The organism is Brucella thiophenivorans (assembly GCF_002252445.1).
GTDB classification, from domain to species: Bacteria; Pseudomonadota; Alphaproteobacteria; order Rhizobiales; family Rhizobiaceae; genus Brucella; species Brucella thiophenivorans.
This window is the reverse complement of sequence record NZ_NNRJ01000074.1, coordinates 1-15611: the sequence shown is the minus strand read 5'-3', so window position 1 is coordinate 15611 and position 15611 is coordinate 1. Positions and strand designations below refer to the sequence as shown.

Genomic DNA, 15611 nt, shown 5'->3' with positions numbered 1-15611 from the left:
AGGCTTTTTGGCAATCAATTATACGGCGTTTGTCCATGTGACCCCACGAACACGAAGGGTGAACACAGGAACTGAACCAATCTCATTGTGATTTAAACATATAAACATTTCTTTATATTAATTGACATTGCGAAGCGCTTAGGTCAAATTGAAAGTGTTATGGTTCTTCTGCCGCCATTCACGGCAGAAGCTAAGAGGGAAACCGGTGCGTTCAAACAATACCGGTGCTGCCCCCGCAACTGTAAGCGGCGAGCCTTGATCCATCATGCCACTGGAATGAAAATTCCGGGAAGGCGGATCAGAGCGCATTTCGAAAAGTGTGAAACGACTTTCGGATAAAAATGCGCATCTTGAAGGCACTGACCCGCGAGCCAGGAGACCTGCCATGACAGATAACGTCAACGGGCGGGGTGTCCCGGAATGTCGCAAAGCGGGCGTTCAGCCTATGTTCTTTTGCGCATCCAAATCCCCGCTGCCTATATCGGGGTCTATAGATATGTCACGAACTACACTTTCCACCGCCACCTTGGGCGTGCCGCGCATTGGTCGTCATCGCGCGCTGAAATTCGCGCTTGAAGCCTTTTGGTCGGGCAAGTCATCCGAGGCCGAACTGCTCACCATCGCAAGTGCCCTGCGCGCCGCCAACTGGACCGAACAACGCGATCACGGCATCATAAAAATCCCATCCAACGATTTCTCGCTTTACGATCATGTGCTCGATACTGCCGTGATGGTGGGCGCGATCCCTGCGCGCTATGGCTGGTCGGGCGGCGAGGTGTCGCTTCAAACCTACTTCGCCATGGCGCGTGGACATGAAGGCGGAACGCACAGTGATTGCGGCTGCAACCATTCGGGTGAAGGTGTGACAGCGCTTGAGATGACCAAGTGGTTTGATACCAATTATCACTACATGGTGCCAGAACTTGCCGATGATCAGAGTTTTGCGCTTTCCTCACGTAAGCCTGTCGAGCACTTTCTTGAGGCAAAAGCGCTGGGCATCCACACGCGCCCGGTCATTCTTGGGCCAGTCACCTTCCTGAAACTGGCAAAGTCGACCGCCGAAGGTTTCAACCCGATAGCACTGCTGCCTAAACTGCTGCCTGTTTACGAAGCGCTGTTGCAGGAACTGGCAGAAGCCGGAGCCGACTGGGTGCAGATTGACGAGCCAGCGCTGGTTCTTGACCTCATTCCCAACGAACGTGCTGCTTTTGAACTCGCCTATCAGCGCTTGAGCACGGCAAGCGTGATCAAAATTTTGGCGACCAGCTATTTCGGAGAGCTTGGCAACAATCTCGAAACAGCACTCGCCCTGCCAATTGCTGGCCTGCATGTTGATCTTGTGCGTGGGGGCAATCAGCTTGCGGACATTGTAAGCCAAGCGCGTGCAGATCAGGTGCTTTCGCTCGGCGTCATCGACGGGCGCAATATCTGGCGCGCTGATCTGAACGCGATTATCGACCGTATCCAGCCTGTCATCGACAAGCGCGGGCTTGAGACAATCGAAATCGCGCCGTCCTGCTCGCTACTGCATGTGCCGATTGATCTTGAGCTTGAAACAGCCATTGATGGGGAGCTAAAAAGCTGGCTCGCATTCGCGGCGCAGAAGATCGACGAGCTTTCCATCATCGGACGCGCGCTGGCGTCTGGCAAAAGCACTGTTCTTGCCGAGCTAAATGCTGCAAGCGAAGCAGTCGGCGCACGCGCGACATCACCACGCGTGCATAATGCAGCCGTTAAACAGCGGATTGCGAACATCACAGAGGCGCAGAAAAGCCGCCAGAGTGTTTTTGCTAAACGCCAAAAACTGCAAAATGCAAAGCTCGGCCTGCCTGCCTTTCCCACCACCACAATCGGCTCTTTTCCGCAGACGCCGGAAGTGCGCAAAGCGCGTGCAGCACACAACAAGGGCGAAATCAGCAACGCTCAATATGAAGATTTCATTCAGCGTGAGACTGAAGCCGCAATCCGCTGGCAGGAAGAAATCGGCCTTGATGTGCTGGTGCATGGCGAGTTTGAACGCAACGACATGGTGCAATATTTCGGGGAACAGCTTTCGGGCTTTGCATTCACGAAACACGCATGGGTGCAGAGCTACGGCTCGCGCTATGTACGCCCGCCGATCATTTTCGGCGATGTGTCGCGTCCTGAACCGATGACAGTTGCTTGGTGGAAATATGCACAATCGCTGACCGACAAGCCAGTCAAAGGCATGTTGACGGGACCGGTTACAATCCTCAACTGGTCATTTGTTCGCGATGATATTCCACGCTCGGCAAGCTGTCGCCAGATCGCGCTCGCCATTCGCGACGAAGTGCATGATCTGGAAGTTGCAGGCGCGACCATGATCCAGATTGATGAGGCCGCATTGCGTGAAGGGCTGCCGCTGCGCCGCGCCGACTGGCCGCATTATCTTGACTGGGCCGTCGAAAGCTTCCGCCTCTGCTCCACCGGCGTTGCCGATGAAACGCAGATCCATACCCACATGTGTTATTCGGAATTCAATGACATCATCGCGGCCATCGCAAATATGGACGCCGATGTGATTTCGATTGAAACCTCGCGGTCGCGCATGGAACTACTCGAAATCTTCAAGACGTTCAAATATCCCAACGAAATCGGGCCGGGCGTCTACGACATTCATTCGCCGCGCGTTCCGAATGTGGATGAGATGGCTGATCTCCTGCAACTTGCCCGCGAGCAGCTTTCCGATGGACAGTTATGGGTCAATCCCGATTGTGGCCTGAAAACCCGCGAATGGGGCGAAGTGCGCCCTGCCCTCGTCAATATGGTGGCAGCAGCAAAAGCACTGCGCGATGAACTGGCTTAAAAACTGAGGCCCATGCCGGGAAACCGGCATGGGTTAACCACCGTTTACAAGCGCCAGAATAAGCTGTTCGACATTGCCGCCCGACCCCATTTCGACACGGTCGAAATCACGGCCCTGCTGACGCTGAACAGCAACCAGCGCATTGATGCGATTGATCAGTTCGCGGCGCATTTTCTGACATTTCGGATCATCCGGGATGGAAAGCCCAACTGTCGTGCGAACGATTTCACGCGTCATATCCTTGGCGGTTTCGCCATGCACAAGTTCATGCTTGTAAATGCCGTCATAAAACCGCTCCCAGTTTTCCTTCACTGGAGAAGCAAGCTTCTGCGATGGTTTGGGCAGCGTGTAGGTAATCTTCAGTTTCGGCTTTGCTGAAACAATCGTGCAGCCATTGTTGGAAGTGTCGAATTTACGATCCCATGTCAGCACGAATGTCGTATGCGCAATCACGCGTGATTTGCCAGCTTTAGGGCCGCGCTCGCCGATGGATTCATAGAGTTGCGGACCTGTGCGACCTGAAATCGCATAAGGTTTTATGACTTCGACGGCTTTCCAGTCGTCTTCTGCATGGGCTTTTTCTGTGAGGGCCACGCCCGAAAATAAAAAAACGAAAACAACACTCAACACAGCTATGCGCACGACAGCTCCAAGCCCAACCAGAAAAACACTGCGCGTAGGCTACAATATGATGACGGCAAGCAGAAGCCCTTTCTACATCGTTGATAGCAGACCTACGAATCGGAACAAAATTCCTCGATAAACAATTTTCCGAGCAATATTGACTATATCTTCGTATTTTCGTAGATATGAAGTTATGAGTAAAACTGACCCAATCGACCCCGGCGTAAAAACCCACCTCGCGGCCGACAAGGCAAGTGAATTCCTAAAATCAATCGCCAACAATCACCGGCTTATGATTCTTTGCCGGCTGCACGGAGGTGAGAAGTCTGTGGGCCAGCTTGCTGAGTTAATTGGCCTGCGGGATTCCACTGTCTCACAACATCTGGCTCTGATGCGACGGGAGGGCATTGTTGCCGGACGACGTGACGGGCAGACAATCTGGTATCGTGTGGAAAGCGATATTGCACAGCAGGTGATGGCGGTGATTTGCAAACATTTTCAGATGCCAGCAAGCGGCTAGCTGGAGACTGAAGGCAACTGCTTAAGTGACTATAAAGAAGTACAGACCATGACTGACCAGACCATCGCCAGACGCAATATTTTCGTGCTGACCGCAGCACAGGCTCTGGGGGCTGCAAGCCCACCGATTATCATTTCGCTGGGCGGGCTGGTCGGTCAGCAGCTTTCTTCTGATCCGGCGCTGGTCACACTTCCCGTCAGCCTGTTCAGCCTTGGCTTAGCGCTTGGCACCCTGCCAGCCGCCTTCATCATGCGCGCATTCGGGCGCCGCAACGGCTATCTGTTGGGCGCGTGTTTTGGCATCTCGTCGGGTCTTGTGGCAGCGCTCGGCATCTTCACAAGTTCCTTCCTTATTTTCTGCCTTGGCACTTTTATCGCAGGCTTTTATGCGTCTTACGTGCAAAGCTATCGCTTTGCGGCAACCGATGCGGCAACTGGAGCGCTGAAAGCACGCGCTATTTCATGGGTTATGGTGGGCGGGCTGATAGCGGCGATTATCGGCCCGCAGCTTGTCATATGGACGCGGGATGCGCTGCCTGCAGCTCCTTATGCGGGCAGCTTTATCAGTCAGGCAGCACTCGCGCTGCTGGCTATCCCGGTGCTGATGCTGTTTCGCTCGCCAAAAACAGCAAAGGCCGCCACTACCGGAAACACGGGGCGTCCATTGAAGCAAATATTACGAAGCCCGCGCTATATCCTTGCTGTCGCCGCAGGCGTCGTTTCCTATGGTTTGATGACCTTTGTCATGACAGCTGCCCCAATTGCGATGGTCGGTCACGGCCATTCCATCGATCACGCAGCTTTGGGCATTCAATGGCATGTGCTTGCCATGTTTGCGCCAAGCTTTTTCACCGGCCTGCTGATTACCCGTTTTGGCAAAGAACTCGTCACTGCCATCGGTCTCTTCATCATTGGGCTATCGGCAATCGTTGCATTGTCGGGGCTTGATCTTACACATTTCTGGATCTCGCTGATCTTGCTTGGCATCGGCTGGAATTTCGGCTTCATTGGCGCAACGGCAATGGTCGCTGATTGCCATTCACCGGAAGAACGCGGCAAGGCACAGGGTGCGAACGACTTTCTCGTTTTCGGCACCGTTGCCTGTGCATCCTTTTTTGCCGGATCTCTGCTGCATTCATCCGGCTGGCAGACGATCAACTGGCTTATCTTCCCGGCGGTTGCGCTCATTCTGGTGCCGCTGGTGTGGCAATCTGCACGAAAGAAACACACTAGATTACCAGCCTAACAAAAAGCCCGCCTTGATTTCTCAGGGCGGGCTTCTTTCAAATCACTGACCGATCTTACTGTTCGATTGTACGGTTCCAGCGGCTGTTGAGCTGCTGACGACCTTCATTGACGGCATCCCAATCAAGCGTGTTGGCTGTCTTCATGTAGCCATTGAACGCATCAAGCTTCGCCTGTGCTTCTGGCGTACCGGCCTTGGCCTTCTGGTTCGACGGGATCACGTTGCCATGATCAAGCGCCTTGCTCTGCGCATCAGCGGAAAGCAGATAATGGGCGAGCTTCTGGCTCAGTTCTGGTTCGTTGTTGCCAGCGAGAACACATTCGGTCACTGCGAGAACAACCGAGCCTTCCTTTGGCTGTGCGTATTCAACCGGAATGCCCTTGTCCTTCAGGTTGTTGACGCCGGTTGGTGTCAGCGGAAAGATTGCTGCTTCGCCGGTCTGAACCATTTCCGAAATCTTGGCCGATGATGGAATGAATTCCAGAACATTCTTGCCAATGGTGTCCGGGAACTTTTCAAAACCTGGTTCGAGGTTCTTGTCGTCACCGCCCTGAATGCGGTTGAACATCAGGAATGCATGCAGACCAAACGTCGAAGCAGAAGCCGACTGGAATACAACAGCCTTGTTGAACTTCTCGTCAGCAAAATCCATCCAAGAGGTTGGTGCAGCCCAGCCCTTTTCGTCGAACAGCTTCTTGTTATAGGCAATACCGGTCATGCCCATATCAACGCCGATGGCCATGTCGTCCTTCAGACGCGCTGCTGGCTGAATGTCGGCCAAAACAGGATCATCAGAAATTTTCTGGCAAAGACCAGCATTGATCGCGCGGACCATCACGCCGTCATCAAGCAGCATGACGTGCATCTGAGGGTTGTCCTTCTGCGCGGTTGCCTTCGCGAGAATATCAGCGGAAGTTCCTGGAACGACAACAACCTTCGCATTGTTGGCTTTTTCGAATTCCGGCAGGACGTGCTCGGTGTAAGCGCGTTCCATATTACCGCCGTTCATACCGATATAAAGTGTCTTGGTTTCAGCCGATGCGGTCGAAACGAAAGCGACAGACAGGCCGAGCGCCATAGCCGTCATTGCAGGCAAATTTTGATTTTTCATGTTTAGTTCCCTTCCATGTTAAGATTGGTATTGGTTGAAGTAAAACGGTTGATCGAAAAGGCTTCGATCGGTGTTTCTGTTTCGCCTTTGGTCGCGAGATCGCAGAGAACTGCGCCAACAGCGGGTCCGGTCTGAAAACCCGCACCATTAAAACCAAAGGCATGATAAAGATTTTTGACCCGACCACTTGGCCCGATCACCGGGTTATCATCCGGCATTTCCGCTTCGGTGCCCGACCAGAAGCGAATAACCTGCGTATGTTTGAGATGTGGGAACAGCTCAATCGCACGCAGCATCACAGACGATGCCGCATTGACTGAAGGCCGCGAGAAATCCGGGTTTTCAAGGGGTGTTCCGCGCCCGCCGCCCATCACATAATTACCGCGCGTGACCTGACGGCCATAAAAGCCGCCGCCCTCTTCACCAAGGCTCATTGGCAGTCGCTGTGGCATCGGCTCAGTTACAACCATTGTGGGATAAATGCGCTTGAGCGGAACTTGCTCACCGAAAGATGCGGCAAACTTATCCGACCATGCGCCTGCGCAGTTAAAGACCATGCTCGCGTGGATTTCAACGCCATCACCGGCGAGTACGGCAAAACCATCGCCGGTGGAGCGCACTTCGTGAACCGGCGTATTCTCCAGCACCGTTGCACCCAGTGCTTTTGCAGCGCGCGCAAAAGCGGGCGACACCAGACGCGGGTTGGCATTACCGTCTTCCGCACAAAGCGAAGCACCGGCCACATCACCCGGCAGCCATGGAAAGCGTTCACGCACCGCATTGCCGCCGATCAGTTCAAGCTCCAGCCCAAGCGGCTTCACCTTGGCTGCATAGGCTTCCAGCTTGGCAAACTGCTCAGGCGTACGCGCAAGTTTCAGATGGCCGCTGCGCATATATTCGCCGTCAATGCCGATCAGTTCCGGTAATTGGCCCCATAGATCGAACGAGCGTTGTGCAAGAGGAATCTGTTCTGGCTCACGCCCTTGCCTGCGAACACCGCCGTAATTGACGCCGCTTGCCTGCGCACCGCAAAAGCCTTTATCCAGCAGGATAACCGACAGACCCGCCTTGCGCATGAACAGCGCTGCCGAACCGCCGACAATACCGCCGCCGATAATCAGTGCATCAGCATGAAGGCGTTTTGTCATGGCAACACCTCATGTTGAGCCTTCGCACCAAAGCCAAGCGGGATCGGCTTGACCGGCGCCTGCGCACGAATACGCCCTGCCTGCGATGGCGACTTATCCTGCATGGATGCAAGCAACTCGGCCGCCGCAGCGCTACACATGCGGCCTTGACAACGGCCCATGCCAACACGGCTTAATGCTTTCAGCCGGTTGATTTCGTGCGTCTTCGCATTGCTGATCACATCGAGTGCTTCACTAATCTTGATTTCTTCGCAACGGCAGAGCGTCACGTCCTGACCGACGGTTTCAAACCAGTCACGCGGGAACGGAAATGCCTTTTCCAGAATAAGGCGCTGACGATAGATTGCATCCAGTTCACGATGAAGGCGCTGTTCAAGCGCAGCATCTGCCGTGCCACCAAGATCGCGGATCATGGCGATTGCCGCCAGTTTCCCGCGAATTTCGGCCGCATCCGCACCGGCAATTCCAGCGCCATCGCCCGCAACGTAAACGCCGCTCTCGCTCGTCCGGCCAAGCGCATCCGCCACCGGAAGCCAAGCGCGATCACGCTCGTTAAAGCCAAAATCACAACCCGCCAGATCTGAAAGCTGGGTTTCGGGCCGCAGCGCAAAACCATAGGCCAGCGCATCGCATGCAATCTCGCGCTGGCGATTGCCGGAGCGATAGCGAATGCCTTTAACATGGCCCGCGCCCAGCACTTCATCAGGCCGCACATTATAATGGATTGGCACACCGCCAAGCTTGAGACGCAAACCATAATAAGCGCCGAGCGCCACGATGCGCGGAGCGTGAAGGGCTAAGTGCGCCAAGTGAAATTTCGAACTGAACGAGGCCGTATCGAGAACCGCTGCAACCTTTGCACCGGCATGATGATATTGCCATGCCACCAGGTAAAGCAACGGGCCGGATCCCATGAAAACCACACGCTCGCCAATGGTGCAGCCCTGTGCTTTCAGTGCAGTCTGCGAAGCGCCGAGCGTATAAACGCCGGGTTTGGTCCAGCCCGAAAATGGCAGGACGCGGTCTGTTGCACCGGTTGCAAGCAGCAAATGACTAAACGGTAATTGCTTATGGACACCGCCGGACATCAGGTCGAGGCTGCGACCATGATCGCGCGAAATGTTCCAGACCAGCGTTTCAGGACGATAATCGACTGCATCGCGCAAATGATCGAAAGTCTTGTGAAGCGCTTCCGCTTTGTGCGCTTCCGAGCCATAGCGCGCTTTATAGCTGCGGCCGTCATCAAACGGCGGACGGCGATAAATCTGCCCGCCAGCACGCATGCCTTCATCCAGTACAATCGGACGATGACCGGCCTTCACCAGCATTTCCGCTGCGCGGATACCTGCAGGACCAGCGCCCACAATCACCGGATTGAGAACCGTACTCATGCGAGTGGCTCCGTCACAAAGGACATGCCTTCTTCAAGCAGTGTCGTGCAAGCGCGCACGCGCCCACCTTCGCTGGTCATGACATGGCAATCCTGACATGCGCCGATCAGACAAAAGCCTGCTCGTGGCTCGCCGGTAAATTCGGTATGACGCACTTTGCTCTGCACAGAAAGAATTGCCGTCAGCACCGTATCCCCGCGACGTCCCTGATAAGGGACGCCGTCGAGCAGGAAACCGACCGGCTGTTCATCCAAACGATACCGTCTGCGGAACTGGGGCGTGAGAGGCGAGGTTGAAACCGCCATTTGTATGCCCCTATCAACCCTTGCCCACAAGGACACGGTCGAGACCGAACAGACGGTCGATGATCACCATGGTCACAGTCGCAACAAGGATCATCAAAGCCGAAACCGCGGCCATCATCGGATCTATGGATTCGCTTGCATACATATACATGCGCACTGGCAGCGTGACCGTGGATGGCGAAGTGACGAATATCGACATGGTCAATTCATCAAATGAGTTGATGAAAGCAAGCAGCCAGCCACCCGACAGGCCCGGCAAAAGCAGCGGCAATGTCACGCGACGGAATACTGTCCATTCACCGGCACCCAAGGTACGGGCTGCATTTTCTGCATTGCGGTCCATGCTGCTGAGTGATGCCAGAATAAGGCGCAGCGCATAGGGTGTGACAACGATCACATGGGTTGCCACCAGCCAGCCAAACGAACCCGTAAGGCCCATCAGCGAGAAGAGACGTAGGAACGCCACGCCCAGTACCAGATGCGGAATGATCAGCGGAGATAGAAACAATGCATTGAGCGCATCGCGGCCACGGAAATTATACTGCGCAATTGCAAGACCTGATGGCACTGCAAGCAGCGTCGAAATCGTTGCCGAAAAAAATGCGAGTTTCAGCGAGTTCGAGAACGACGTCATGAAGTCGTTATGCGCGAATACGGCATAGAACCAGCGCAGCGAAAATCCATTCCAAGGCATGGTCAGCGTGTTTTCAGGCGTGAACGCCACGAGACAAACCACGACCATTGGTGCCAGCATGAAGATGACGATCAGCGTGTGGAAGAGGAGTGCAAAAGGACCGTTTTTAACCATGGTCGTTACCCCAGCTTCTTTCTTGCTTGCCCTTCGAGCATGCGATTATAGGCAATCATAATAATAAGATTGGCGACAAGAACGATGATCGCGATAGCGGCACCAAGCGGCCAGTTCAGCTCGATCAGGAATTCGTCATAGACAACCGTTGCAGCCATCTTGAGACGACGACCGCCAAGCAGACCGGGGATCGCAAAGGAGCTTGCAGACAAGGCAAACACGATCAGGCTACCGGACAGAATGCCGAGCACTGCCTGAGGGAACACCACGCGGCGCAGCGCCGTGAAGCGCGATGCGCCAAGCGTCAGGGCTGCGGCTTCAACTGTTGGATCAAGCTTCTGCAGAACCGTCCAGACCGGGATCACCATGAATGGCAGCATAATATGCACAAGGCCGATCACGATTGCAGTTTCGGTATAGAGGATTTGTTGCGCCGGTAGGCCAACGAATTCCAGCACGCTGTTGACGAGGCCGTTCCGCCCCAACAACATGCTCCAGCCGAATGTACGCACAACGACCGAAACCAGCAGCGGGCCAATGATGACCAGCAGGAAAATCGAGCGCCATGGCGCACGCATATTCGACAGAATATAGGCCTCCGGCACGCCGATGATCACGGCAATCACCGTGGTAATCAGCGCGAGGCGCAATGTACGCCAGAAGATGTTCAGGTAATAAGGATCCTGAAGCACCTGAGTATAATTGGTGATTGTGTAGACGGCTTCGATGCCCTTGTCATAGCTATAACTGTTAAACGACAGCATCACGGTGAGTGCCAGCGGTAGAAGCACCAGCGCGAAAAACATCAGAGTGGATGGGCCAGTCAGAAAGACCGGCATCCAATTGCGCCGTTCTTTCGCATCGCCTGAACCTGTTTGTGAAACGGCACTCATGATCAGTGCGCTCCCTTGTTCAGGATGCGGCAATCGTCATGGTTCCACTTGAGGCCAACATTGCTGCCTTCAATCGGCGGCGGGTTGCCGAGGTTTGGCAAAGCTACATTCAGCATACCGGCAGGGGTCAGAACGCCGAGCAGCCACTGCGCGCCCATGAAATAGCGGGTTTTAACTTCGCCGCTGACATGGCCTTCATCGGCATCAACCAGATGCACTTTTTCAGGACGGATAAACACCGACACTTCGCCAGATGCAGAGGCATCTTTTGCTGGGAACCGGATCTGCGTATCGGCCAGCGTAATATGCTCGCCATCGGCATGGGCTTTGAGGAAGTTCGATTTGCCAACGAAGTTAGAAATGAAGTGGTTATGCGGATGCTCATAGAGCTTATAGGGAGCATCAACCTGCGTAATCAGGCCCTTTTCCATAACCACGACACGGTCGCTGATCGACAGCGCTTCCGCCTGATCATGCGTAACCATAATAGTCGTGATACCAACTGTGCGCTGAATGCGGCGCAGTTCAAACTGCATTTCTTCGCGCAACTGCGCATCAAGATTGGAAAGCGGCTCATCGAGCAGCAGCACCGGCGGATTGATGACCAGCGCCCGGGCAATCGCCACACGCTGACGCTGACCGCCGGACATTTCACGCGGATAACGATCCGCAAGCGCACTCAGACGCACCAGTTCCAGAACATCACGAACGCGCTTTTCACGCTCGGCCTTTGGCACTTTGCGCATTTCAAGCCCGAAGCTCACATTCTGCGCAACCGTCATATGCGGGAACAGTGCATAGCTCTGAAACACCACGCCGAGTTCGCGCTTGGCTGGCGCAAGACGGGTGATGTCGCGATTATCAAGCGTAATCGTACCGGATGATGGTGGTACGAGACCCGCAATCATTTGTAATGTCGTGGTCTTGCCACAGCCCGAAGGTCCGAGAAGCGAGATGAACTCTCCCTTTTCAATCTCCAGATTGAAGTCATCCACGGCAGCGAACTTGCCGTAATAACGGGAAATATTGGAAAGGGTCAAAAAGCTCATTGCGTCTCCCTCTCGGCAAGACCTCCGCCATAGGCTGGGGGGACGGAAGCGCCGTGATGTTGTCTCACGTCGCCTCTTCGATAGGGCTTGGCTGGCGGGAGCGGCTCGACCGCGCCTTATTTGGCGCTGATCAGACTTGGATCGTTTGAACGCGTGTTTGTCCGGTCACTGATGCAACCGTAGCGTTCCCCTTACTTCAAGTTAAAACCGCCGACCCGCTTACAACATCGATTGTGATGCCTTTGCCGGACCTTCCCATTGGCGACGGATTTTAAATGGCAGAAAATTTTGAACGATTACAAATTATAATTTTCAATTTCGGAATAAATTATATATTTCTTTCAAAATACAAAATTTGGAAGCAATTTTATGGATGATATATCAGAAAATATGAAATCTGGTGCCTCGCTTAACTCAAGTCTGGTGAAGGCAATTCATATTCTGAAAGGTCTGGCAACGAGCACGGATGACGGCGTCCGCCTGATTGATCTCGCCCGCGATCTGGAACTCAGCCAGCCTTCGGCGCATCGTTTGTTGAAGACACTGATTGCCGAAAATCTTGTCGAGCAGCTTCCCGACAAGAAGGCCTATCGTCTTTCGCTTGAGTTTTTTGCTATGGCGGCACAAGCACGCCAGCGTGATGGAATCTTAAGTATTGCCCGCCCTTCATTGTTGCGACTATCAACCACCTTCAACGATACGGTCTTTTTAATGGTGCGCAGCAATTTCGATGCCGTGTGTCTTGATCGCGTCGAAGGCCCTTTTCCCATTCGTTCTTTCACCGGCGATATTGGCGGCAAGGTGCCTCTGGGCATCGGTCAGGGTAGCCTGGCAATTCTGGCGTTTCTGCCGGAAGAAGAACGTGAGGCGATCATTCGCTTCAACATGCCGCGCATTCTCGACAAGGCGACCGTTGATGAGGTGGATCTGCGCATTATGATCGAGGATGTGCGACGCACGGGTGCTGCGACCTATAATTTCAACATGATCGACGGCATGTCGGGCTTAGGCGTTCCTGTGCTTAACCGAAATGGCGAAGCGGTAGCAGCACTCAGCATCGGCACGCTGGCATCACGATTGACTGAAAAACGCCAGTATACGATCACCGACCTTCTGCGCAAAGAAGCGGCTATTATCACCGAGAAACTTAACCCTTTCGACCCCACCCTGCGTCATCCCAGTCAGGCACTCGTGAAATAATCAAAACTTTTTATCAGGAACCGTTATGGCCCGCAAAATCATCATCGATACCGATCCAGGTCAGGACGATGCGATCGCAATTCTTCTGGCGCTGGCAAGCCCCGAACTGGACATTCTCGGCATAACGACCGTTGCTGGAAATAGTCCGCTGAGCCGCACAGCAATCAATGCTCGTACCATTTGCGAAGTGGCAAAGAAGCCAGAGACGAAAGTCTTTGCAGGCTCTATTCGTCCACTGTTACGCCCTCTGGTGACGGCTGAAGAGGTTCACGGCAAGACCGGTCTGGATGGCTATGATTTGCCCACACCAGTTATGCCGCTTCAGGCGCAGCACGGTGTTGATTTCATCATCCAGACTTTAATGAGCGAAGCAACAGGCACCGTGACGCTCTGCGCCCTTGGCCCTCTCACAAACATTGCATCCGCGCTCATCCGGGAACCGAAGATCGCTGAACAGGTCAAGGAAATCGTGCTGATGGGCGGCGGCTATTTTGAAGGTGGAAACATCACGCCGTCAGCGGAATTCAACATATATGTTGATCCGCATGCCGCAGACGTAGTGTTTAAGTCAGGCATCCAGATCACCATGATACCGCTTGATGTTACACACAAGGTTCTGAGCACCGAACAACGTATCGCCACCATTCGCAGCATCTCCACTCATGTCGGCGAAGTGGTGGCTGCATGGCTCGAATTTTTCGAGCGCTATGACGAGGCCAAATATGGCACCGATGGCGGCCCGCTGCATGATCCGAATGTCATTGCCTATCTGCTCAAGCCAGAGCTTTACTCAGGCCGTCATTGTAATGTGGAAATCGAAATCAATTCGGAACTGACAATGGGCGCAACAGTCGTTGACTGGTGGGGCGTGACGGATCGGCCCAAAAATGCGCTCTTCATCAAGGATGTGGATGCAGATGGCTTCTTCACGCTTCTGACGCAACGTCTGGCAACGCTGTAAACAAAAGCCGCGCTGGTTGAGGAGCGCTGCTTTTCGAAGTTGAGAGTTTTAGTTTCTACCGAGCAATTCAGCGACTTCTTTTGCCGTCGGCGCAGCAGAACCCGCACCTGCCCGCGTGACAGCAATTGCACCCGCAGCAGATGCATAGCGCACGCAATCATGCAGCGATTGTCCCTGCGAATAGGCAACTGCAAAACCGCCGTTGAAGCTGTCCCCAGCCGCAACCGTATCGACCACCTTCACTTTGAATGGCTCGAAATGCTTAACTTCATCCGCGCTCACCAACAACGCACCGCGACCGCCAAGCTTGACGATGACGATCTTGGGGCCGCGCTCCAAAAGCTTGCGGGCAGCGGCTTCAGCTGACGCAATATCGGTGGGTTCAATTCCGGTGATTTCCGCAGCCTCAGTCTCGTTGGGTGAAATGATCTCGCTCAATGCAATCAAATCGGCCATGCGGCTTGCATCGCCCACAGGCGCAGGATCGAGCAATACAGTGCCGCCCGCAGCTTTCACGGCCTTGGAAACCGCCAGATTGACTTCATGCGGCACTTCACGCTGCAACAGCGTGATCTTTGCGTTTGCAATATCCGTTTTATAAGCATCAACATCCGATGCAGACCAAAGCGCATTCGCACCCGCGCAAACGACAATCGTATTCTGCCCGGCTTCTTCGACCTGAATAATTGCGACACCTGTATCGGCGCCCTTTTTAATCCGAATGCTATCGGTGCATAAACCAAACTCTTGCATCTGCTTGACGGCCAGTTCACCGAAGGGGTCATTACCGACGGCACCAACAAAGCGGATTTCCCCGCCGAGTTTCGCAACTGCCACGGCCTGATTGGCCCCTTTACCACCAAGACCAATACCGTAGCCTAACGCATTGATTGTCTGGCCTGGACGCGGAAGCGCCGCCATTCTGGCACTGACATCGACGTTCACGCTGCCAAAAACAAAAATCTTCAACGCAAATCTCCATACCTGCTCTGCCGCGGACCATAGCCCCGCAAGCTTAAGAATTCCATGGCGATGACAGCACGATACACAAATTACGATTGATAAAATCCCAATGTAATAGTATGAATTGTGAATTACCTATCAGTAAAATATTACTTTATTATTATATGTTTTATTACCCAATGCTATTATATTTATTTGTTACCTCATATTAATATTCTAGAATCGGGGAAATATTTGTGAGTCCAATCAGAATTTCAACAGACTTGATTGAGGAGCGCGATAGGAATGACTATTGGCGTGAAGTAACACGCCCAGCATTTGAGACAATTATTGATCCACATGAAGCACCAGGACTTCTTTACGGAGAGATAGCCGCCAAACAGATTGGTGAAATAGTTTTTGGTGAAACCAAGTTCAGCGCCCAGAAATATATCCGTGACGAGCACTCTATTTCAAGCTTTGGGCTTAACGACTATATGATTCAGGTTATTACTCAAGGAATACAGACCGGAGATTTCAACGGAGTGAATTCTCAGAGCCTGAATCATAATGAATGTAACGATATC

At 53.5% G+C, this 15611-nt stretch carries 14 protein-coding genes, 1 pseudogene and 1 riboswitch; of the genes and pseudogenes, 6 read left to right on the top strand and 9 right to left on the bottom strand.

Annotated elements, in window-relative coordinates:
- Nucleotides 1-143 precede the first annotated feature (143 nt).
- A riboswitch (cobalamin riboswitch) is annotated at nt 144-402 on the top strand.
- Between the two features lie 94 nt (nt 403-496).
- Nucleotides 497-2827, top strand: a complete 2331-nt coding sequence (metE, locus tag CEV31_RS20325; RefSeq protein ID WP_094509994.1) for a 5-methyltetrahydropteroyltriglutamate--homocysteine S-methyltransferase — start codon at nt 497-499, stop codon at nt 2825-2827.
- A gap of 33 nt (nt 2828-2860) precedes the next feature.
- On the opposite strand, the gene CEV31_RS20320 is transcribed toward metE, so the two are convergent.
- Nucleotides 2861-3454: a DUF922 domain-containing Zn-dependent protease gene (locus CEV31_RS20320; protein ID WP_094510040.1), complete on the bottom strand. Its 594-nt coding sequence runs from the start codon at nt 3452-3454 to the stop codon at nt 2861-2863.
- Between the two features lie 190 nt (nt 3455-3644).
- On the opposite strand from CEV31_RS20320, the gene CEV31_RS20315 reads away from it, so the two are divergent.
- Nucleotides 3645-3971, top strand: a complete 327-nt coding sequence (locus tag CEV31_RS20315; protein WP_094509992.1) for an ArsR/SmtB family transcription factor — start codon at nt 3645-3647, stop codon at nt 3969-3971.
- A 48-nt stretch (nt 3972-4019) separates the two neighbouring features.
- The gene (locus CEV31_RS20310) at nt 4020-5216 is read left to right on the top strand and encodes an MFS transporter (protein WP_094509990.1); all 1197 of its coding nucleotides are present in this window, start codon (nt 4020-4022) and stop codon (nt 5214-5216) included.
- Nucleotides 5217-5271: 55 nt separating this feature from the next.
- Here CEV31_RS20310 and CEV31_RS20305 read toward each other — a convergent pair whose 3' ends face one another.
- The 7 genes from CEV31_RS20305 to CEV31_RS20275 are packed head-to-tail and all read right to left on the bottom strand — an operon-like array spanning nt 5272 to nt 11921.
- On the bottom strand, nt 5272-6327 hold the full coding sequence (locus tag CEV31_RS20305) for an ABC transporter substrate-binding protein (RefSeq protein WP_094509988.1): 1056 nt from the start codon (nt 6325-6327) through the stop codon (nt 5272-5274).
- Nucleotides 6328-6329: 2 nt separating this feature from the next.
- On the bottom strand, nt 6330-7475 hold the full coding sequence (locus CEV31_RS20300; protein ID WP_094509986.1) for an NAD(P)/FAD-dependent oxidoreductase: 1146 nt from the start codon (nt 7473-7475) through the stop codon (nt 6330-6332).
- On the bottom strand, nt 7472-8866 hold the full coding sequence (locus CEV31_RS20295) for an NAD(P)/FAD-dependent oxidoreductase (protein ID WP_094509984.1): 1395 nt from the start codon (nt 8864-8866) through the stop codon (nt 7472-7474). The genes CEV31_RS20300 and CEV31_RS20295 overlap by 4 nt, the downstream gene beginning before the upstream one ends.
- On the bottom strand, nt 8863-9171 hold the full coding sequence (locus CEV31_RS20290) for a (2Fe-2S)-binding protein (RefSeq protein WP_094509982.1): 309 nt from the start codon (nt 9169-9171) through the stop codon (nt 8863-8865). The genes CEV31_RS20295 and CEV31_RS20290 overlap by 4 nt, the downstream gene beginning before the upstream one ends.
- A 13-nt stretch (nt 9172-9184) precedes the next feature.
- Nucleotides 9185-9979: an ABC transporter permease gene (locus CEV31_RS20285; RefSeq protein ID WP_094509979.1), complete on the bottom strand. Its 795-nt coding sequence runs from the start codon at nt 9977-9979 to the stop codon at nt 9185-9187.
- A 5-nt stretch (nt 9980-9984) separates the two neighbouring features.
- Nucleotides 9985-10872 carry an ABC transporter permease gene (locus CEV31_RS20280; protein WP_094509977.1) on the bottom strand — a complete coding sequence of 296 codons (888 nt, stop codon included), beginning with the start codon at nt 10870-10872 and terminating at the stop codon, nt 9985-9987.
- A 2-nt stretch (nt 10873-10874) separates the two neighbouring features.
- On the bottom strand, nt 10875-11921 hold the full coding sequence (locus CEV31_RS20275; RefSeq protein ID WP_094509975.1) for an ABC transporter ATP-binding protein: 1047 nt from the start codon (nt 11919-11921) through the stop codon (nt 10875-10877).
- Between the two features lie 369 nt (nt 11922-12290).
- Here CEV31_RS20275 and CEV31_RS20270 point away from each other — a divergent pair, with 369 nt between their 5' ends.
- Nucleotides 12291-13121 (top strand): IclR family transcriptional regulator, encoded by an 831-nt coding sequence (locus tag CEV31_RS20270; RefSeq protein WP_094509974.1) that lies wholly within the window; start codon nt 12291-12293, stop codon nt 13119-13121.
- Nucleotides 13122-13146: 25 nt separating this feature from the next.
- Nucleotides 13147-14082 (top strand): nucleoside hydrolase, encoded by a 936-nt coding sequence (locus tag CEV31_RS20265; RefSeq protein ID WP_094509973.1) that lies wholly within the window; start codon nt 13147-13149, stop codon nt 14080-14082.
- Nucleotides 14083-14130: 48 nt separating this feature from the next.
- On the opposite strand, the gene rbsK is transcribed toward CEV31_RS20265, so the two are convergent.
- Nucleotides 14131-15003 (bottom strand): ribokinase, encoded by an 873-nt coding sequence (gene rbsK, locus CEV31_RS20260; protein WP_235818208.1) that lies wholly within the window; start codon nt 15001-15003, stop codon nt 14131-14133.
- Nucleotides 15004-15281: 278 nt separating this feature from the next.
- On the opposite strand from rbsK, the pseudogene CEV31_RS20255 reads away from it, so the two are divergent.
- A pseudogene (locus CEV31_RS20255) lies at nt 15282-15611 on the top strand (hypothetical protein); the annotation flags it as partial.